We start from the raw sequence: 4667 nt of genomic DNA on the forward strand, positions 1-4667 counted from the left end.
TCCGGCCCGACTGGGCCTCCTCGGCCCGGATGGCCCGCAGGTTGTCTTCTTGACTCAAATCGGCAGCCTCACTTCGTTGGCGAACCAGGTCTGCAGTTCGGTGCCCCAGACGTTCCAGGGCCCGCTGACCGCCGGCAATCCCGACACGATCAGCGCCCAGGCCAGGGTGCTGGGCCGGAAGGTTTGACGGACCATGGGGGCGCTCAGGCCTGCTCGTCCAACACGGTGGTGATCAGGCTCTCGAGCGTGGAGCGCTCGGCGATCCCCAGAATGCGTGCCGAGACCCTGCTGGACCGGTCCAGCACGATCGTCGTGGGCACGGCCTGCGGCGGGACGTAGTCGGTCATGGCCAGCAACACCTGGCCGTTCAGGTCCTCCACGGAGGGGTAGGTGATGCCGAAGTTGCGTTCGAAGGCCCGGGCCGTGGCCACCGTGTCGCGAACGTTGATGCCCAGGAATCGCACTCCGGCGGGGGCGAACTGCTCGTGCAGGGCCTGCAGATCGGGGGCCTCCACCCGGCACGGCGCGCAGGCGGCATACCAGAAGTTCAGCACCGCTGGGTCCCCGACCAGGTCCTGCGTGCCGATCGGCTCCCCGGAGAACAGGGTGGAACTGAACTGCACCGGCTCGCCGCGCTCGGTCGGGGCGATCTCCATGACGGAACCGTCGCCGGCGATGTAGTTCTTGCCGTCGGTGTTCCCGGCCTGGGCGGCCAGCGGGTCATCCGAGCTGCAGGCCGCCAGCAGCGGCAGGGACACGACCCCGGCCAGGCCGGCCAGCAACCGACGCCGTCCCGGCCGTCCGAGGGAGACAAACGTCGGGGGATAGGGCTTGCGGGAATGCTGGGCGCAGGACATGGCGTACTTCCGGTCTCTCTCCATCGGGGCAGGACGTCACTGGAATTCTACAGCCCGTAGAAGACTGGGCGGAATCCGCAGCACACCATCCCCGTCGAGGCAAGGTGACAGGCCGGGCGGCACGTGCGCGGCGCTGCTGGCGTCGGCGACGAGAGGTCCGTCCGGACTTGCTCAGTGTGTTCAACTGTTGGTCCACGGTTCGGCCTGAATGGTGGTGGGCTTCTGCGCGATGAAGCGCAGGATACGGTCGCTGCGGGAGAAACGGAGGCGCACCGGATCGAGGCGCGTGTCGCAGGGTCGGTGCGAACACGGCCGGTTCGATGAGCCGGTGCGCCGAGCGGTTAACCACATGCTGCCAGGATGCTGCGCGCGAGGCGAACAGGTCGTATCCCACGAATAACCCGCCCGGCCGCAGGACCCGGGCCGCCTCAGTCACCGTCTATTCCCAGTGGACCACGTGGTAGAGCATGAGAGAGTTCAGTACCTGTTGAAGCGCTTCTCGGAGAAGGGCAGCGCGGTCTCAGCCAACTCGCATGAACCACGTCACGGGCATCCACAAATCAAAGACGAACAGCGGATAATGATCGGATGACTTCCACGATCGATTCCACCTCCACGACCCCCGCCGTCTCAGATCGCCGCGACGGAGAGACAACTTGTGGCGGGTGCGGCACATCCCGCAGGACCTTCCTGAGGCGCGGTACGGTCATCGGTGCGGTGGGAGTAGCCACCACGGTGGGTCTGACAGGCTGCACTGGCGACCTCCAGACCGAGGCCAGCGCACCGTCACAGCACCCCGGCGGCTCCCCCACCCCGGCCCTTCCTGTCCGAGACCTGCCGGTCGGCAGCCAGGCGTCCGTGGCCATCGACGGCCGCACCCTGTTGCTGCACCGCGAATCCGAGGACACGGTGCGCGCCTTCTCCGCCGAGTGCACACACCAGGGGTGCACGGTGGCACCGGACCAGGACCGGGGCCGGCCCACATTCGCCTGCCCCTGCCACGGGTCGCACTTCGACGTGGCAACGGGCGTGCCCTACGGCGGCCCGGCCCAGAAACCGCTGACCGAGTTCACCGCCACCGTGGAGGACGACATGGTGGTGGTGAGGATCTAAGCCCAATACCCTTAAGTTAGTGGTGTGATGATTGGATGGGGTGGCGGTATCGATGTGGCTCGACGGTGGTGCCGTTTCTTCACCGGCCACTTCGACATCTTGCGTTTGATCACTCGCGGGTTTCGACGTGAACGTCGGGCCGGATTGAGGTGTCGGGCCAGCCAGCGCAGTGCGCGCTGCCACGCTGCTGGCTGGCCGTTGTGCTCAGGGGGGAAAATCGCCCTGGGTCAGCGACCGGCGACAGAGGCGAAGTGCTTTGACGAATGACACCCGGCCGGGATCAGCCCCTGAGTGCGAGGCTGTATCGGCCATCAGTGACCGGATCGCGTAATGGCAGCACAGATGCCCCCAGATCTCCTGTCGGACCAGGTCAGGTGATTTCGACCGGAGCACGATTCGCGGACCACGTTGATGGGTTTTGAGTTCGTCGAAGACGGACTCGATCTCCCACCGACGGTGATAGGCAGCAGCAAGGTCCTCGGCACGGGCCTCGCCCGGGTCGGTCAACGTTGTCAGTAGCCGGTACCCGTTGCTGGTGTTCTCACCGGTGCTGATCTCGTAGTCGATGACACGCACCCTGACCGGTTGGACCTCGCGCCATCCAGGGCCCGAGGACGGCGAGATATCAGCCAACCATGTGCCATCGGGAAGAGTCTGGACATGGCGGGGCTTCACATTGGCCCGGATCCGCCACAGCAGGTCCGCCCCCGTGTCCTGGGCACGCCGCCAGAGCCGGAAGCTGTAGAAGCCTCGATCGGCCATCAGGACAACACCAGGGCGCAGGCGGTCGATCAGCTGCCCGGCCAGCGTGGTCTCTCCCGTTCCCGTGTCACCGATAACTGCGTCAACGACGGCATGTGTGCCAGTCTCAGCCACCGCGACGACCCGCGCCTGAGGGTAAGCCGCCTGCTCGCCTCGACCCACACCAGGCCGCCCGAACTCGGCGTCATTGACCGGCGTGTCAGCAATATCGACGGTGGTGCCATCGATCGCGAGCAATCTCCGCCCAGCCAGCCACGAATCATCCCATTCCGGCCGGGCCAGGGGCATCGCGACGGTGCGAAACAAGGCCTCGACCGGATCTGCGCCCAGGCGGGCACGGGCCTGGAAGATCGCCGACGGCGACGGGGACGGCGAGGCCGCCTGGTCTTCCCACCCCGATGCCCAGGACAGGCCCTCGACGAGATCGGCGAAGACATCCTCATAGGAGTCCTGAGCGTTCAACGCCATCGCGATCGTGAAGTACGCGACAACCCGGGCAGGCAACACCCGAGACCGCTGCTCTGTTCGCCCTGCCCGGGCGATGACCTCATCGACGACACCCGGCGGGAACACCCGCGTCAGCAAACCCACCGACACCAGGTCGGAGAGGCGACGATCAGTGACCGGTTTTCTCCATCCGCTACGAGGCATACCCCCAGCCTACCCAAAAAGCCACTAACTTAAGGGTATTGGGCTAAGTCCGGATCCTGTCGCCGCACCCTATGGGTAGTTCGTCACGTCTCCGCCGTGGTTTTCTACTACAGATTGTAGAAGAAAGGTGGCCACTATCTGCTTAAGGAAGCGCCATGCCTCGTCTCACCATCGGACTCAGCGTCCTACTCATCGCCATCGGCTCCATCGCCTATATCGCCACGTCGTTCGCCAGCTGGACGGCACTGATCCCGGCACTGCTCGGGGCCGTGATGTTGGTCGCGGGTCTTATTGGCTTGAAGAAGCAGAAGATCGGAGTCCACCTTGCCCTGGCCGTCGCCGTGCTCGGCGTTCTCGGAACATCGATGAACGTCATGCAACTCGGCGCACTGATCGCCGGCGACGCGGAGCGTCCGACGGCTGTGCTCATCAGCACGATCACCTTCGCCCTGCTCATCCTCTACGTGGCGCTCGGAATCCACTCGTTCGTCACCGCTCGCCGCTGGAAAGCCGCGGAGGCCTGAACCACCAGCACGGTGAGGGCATCGCCGGCGTTCCTTGCCTGAGCTGTAGAAGCCCCCAGCTCTACCGCCAGAAGGATGCTGCCGCAACCGGGACCTCGTGCTCCGTACGGAGGGTCAACTGGTTGGTGAGGCTGCGGAAGTTGGCAGTTTCCGTCAGGCCCGGTTAGGGGCCGGTGAAGGCGGGGAGGAACTGGATGAAGACGGAGCCGGCGACGCCGACGTAGACGACGGCGATGAGGGTTCCGGCCCACTCGGTCGCGAGCCGGACGAGGGTTGATGGGGCAGGGATCACGCCGTGGGTGAGGTTGCGGGCGGTGAGCAGGATGAACAGCGGGATCATGGCCGCCCAGACGATCATGCAGTACAGGCACAGGATGTAGATCTCGTACAGGGCTTGGAACCAGAGCCAGGTCACGAAGGCCATCCCGAGGGTCACCCCGGTCTGCAGCCCGAGCCAGTACCACCGGCCGGGCCGGGCCCCGGAGAGTACCGCCATTGCGGTGGCCAGGACCACGGCGAAGGAGACGATGCCGATCAGCGGGTTGGGGAATCCGAACAGCTCGGACTGCCAGGTGCCCATCACTCGCCCGCAGGACACCCAGGGGTTGATGTCACAACTGGTGACGTGGCCAGGGTTCTCGTACAGGGCTAGGCGCTCGAGCACCAGGATGGCCGAGGCGATCCAGCCCACGGCTCCGGTGACTAGCAACACCAGGCCGAAGGCCTGGCGCCCGGTGAACCACGCCGGGGCTAGCGTCGA

Annotated in this window: 6 protein-coding genes; 3 read left to right on the plus strand and 3 right to left on the minus strand. The window is 65.7% G+C overall.

Going from position 1 to position 4667, the window contains the following annotated elements; translation table 11 throughout:
• Window positions 1-187 (plus strand): hypothetical protein (locus tag AB0333_RS16820; RefSeq protein WP_366219820.1); only part of this gene is annotated, 187 nt, incomplete at its 5' end.
• Window positions 188-203: 16 nt separating this feature from the next.
• Here the strand turns inward: AB0333_RS16820 and AB0333_RS16825 are convergent.
• Window positions 204-857: a TlpA disulfide reductase family protein gene (locus AB0333_RS16825; protein ID WP_366219824.1), complete on the minus strand. Its 654-nt coding sequence runs from the start codon at window positions 855-857 to the stop codon at window positions 204-206.
• Between the two features lie 717 nt (window positions 858-1574).
• On the opposite strand from AB0333_RS16825, the gene AB0333_RS16830 reads away from it, so the two are divergent.
• Entirely contained in the window at window positions 1575-1970 is a 396-nt protein-coding gene (locus AB0333_RS16830) for a Rieske (2Fe-2S) protein (protein ID WP_366219821.1), read from the plus strand.
• A gap of 204 nt (window positions 1971-2174) precedes the next feature.
• Here the strand turns inward: AB0333_RS16830 and AB0333_RS16835 are convergent, their stop codons facing one another.
• Window positions 2175-3383, minus strand: coding sequence for an IS4 family transposase (locus AB0333_RS16835; protein WP_366219822.1), 1209 nt, complete (start codon window positions 3381-3383; stop codon window positions 2175-2177).
• Window positions 3384-3538: 155 nt separating this feature from the next.
• On the opposite strand from AB0333_RS16835, the gene AB0333_RS16840 reads away from it, so the two are divergent.
• Window positions 3539-3907: a hypothetical protein gene (locus tag AB0333_RS16840; RefSeq protein WP_366219823.1), complete on the plus strand. Its 369-nt coding sequence runs from the start codon at window positions 3539-3541 to the stop codon at window positions 3905-3907.
• A 163-nt stretch (window positions 3908-4070) separates the two neighbouring features.
• On the opposite strand, the gene AB0333_RS16845 is transcribed toward AB0333_RS16840, so the two are convergent.
• On the minus strand, window positions 4071-4622 hold the full coding sequence (locus AB0333_RS16845) for a vitamin K epoxide reductase family protein (RefSeq protein ID WP_366219825.1): 552 nt from the start codon (window positions 4620-4622) through the stop codon (window positions 4071-4073).
• Window positions 4623-4667: the final 45 nt, after the last annotated feature.

The sequence above is a fragment of the Citricoccus sp. NPDC079358 genome (assembly GCF_040702545.1).
Taxonomy (GTDB): domain Bacteria; phylum Actinomycetota; class Actinomycetes; order Actinomycetales; family Micrococcaceae; genus Citricoccus.

Bases quoted from the DNA above. Each gene is read 5' to 3' on its own strand.
- AB0333_RS16825 (WP_366219824.1), bottom strand. From the start codon at position 857: ATGTCCTGCGCCCAGCATTCCCGCAAGCCCTATCCCCCGACGTTTGTC.
- AB0333_RS16835 (WP_366219822.1), bottom strand. From the start codon at position 3,383: ATGCCTCGTAGCGGATGGAGAAAACCGGTCACTGATCGTCGCCTCTCC.
- AB0333_RS16840 (WP_366219823.1), top strand. From the start codon at position 3,539: ATGCCTCGTCTCACCATCGGACTCAGCGTCCTACTCATCGCCATCGGC.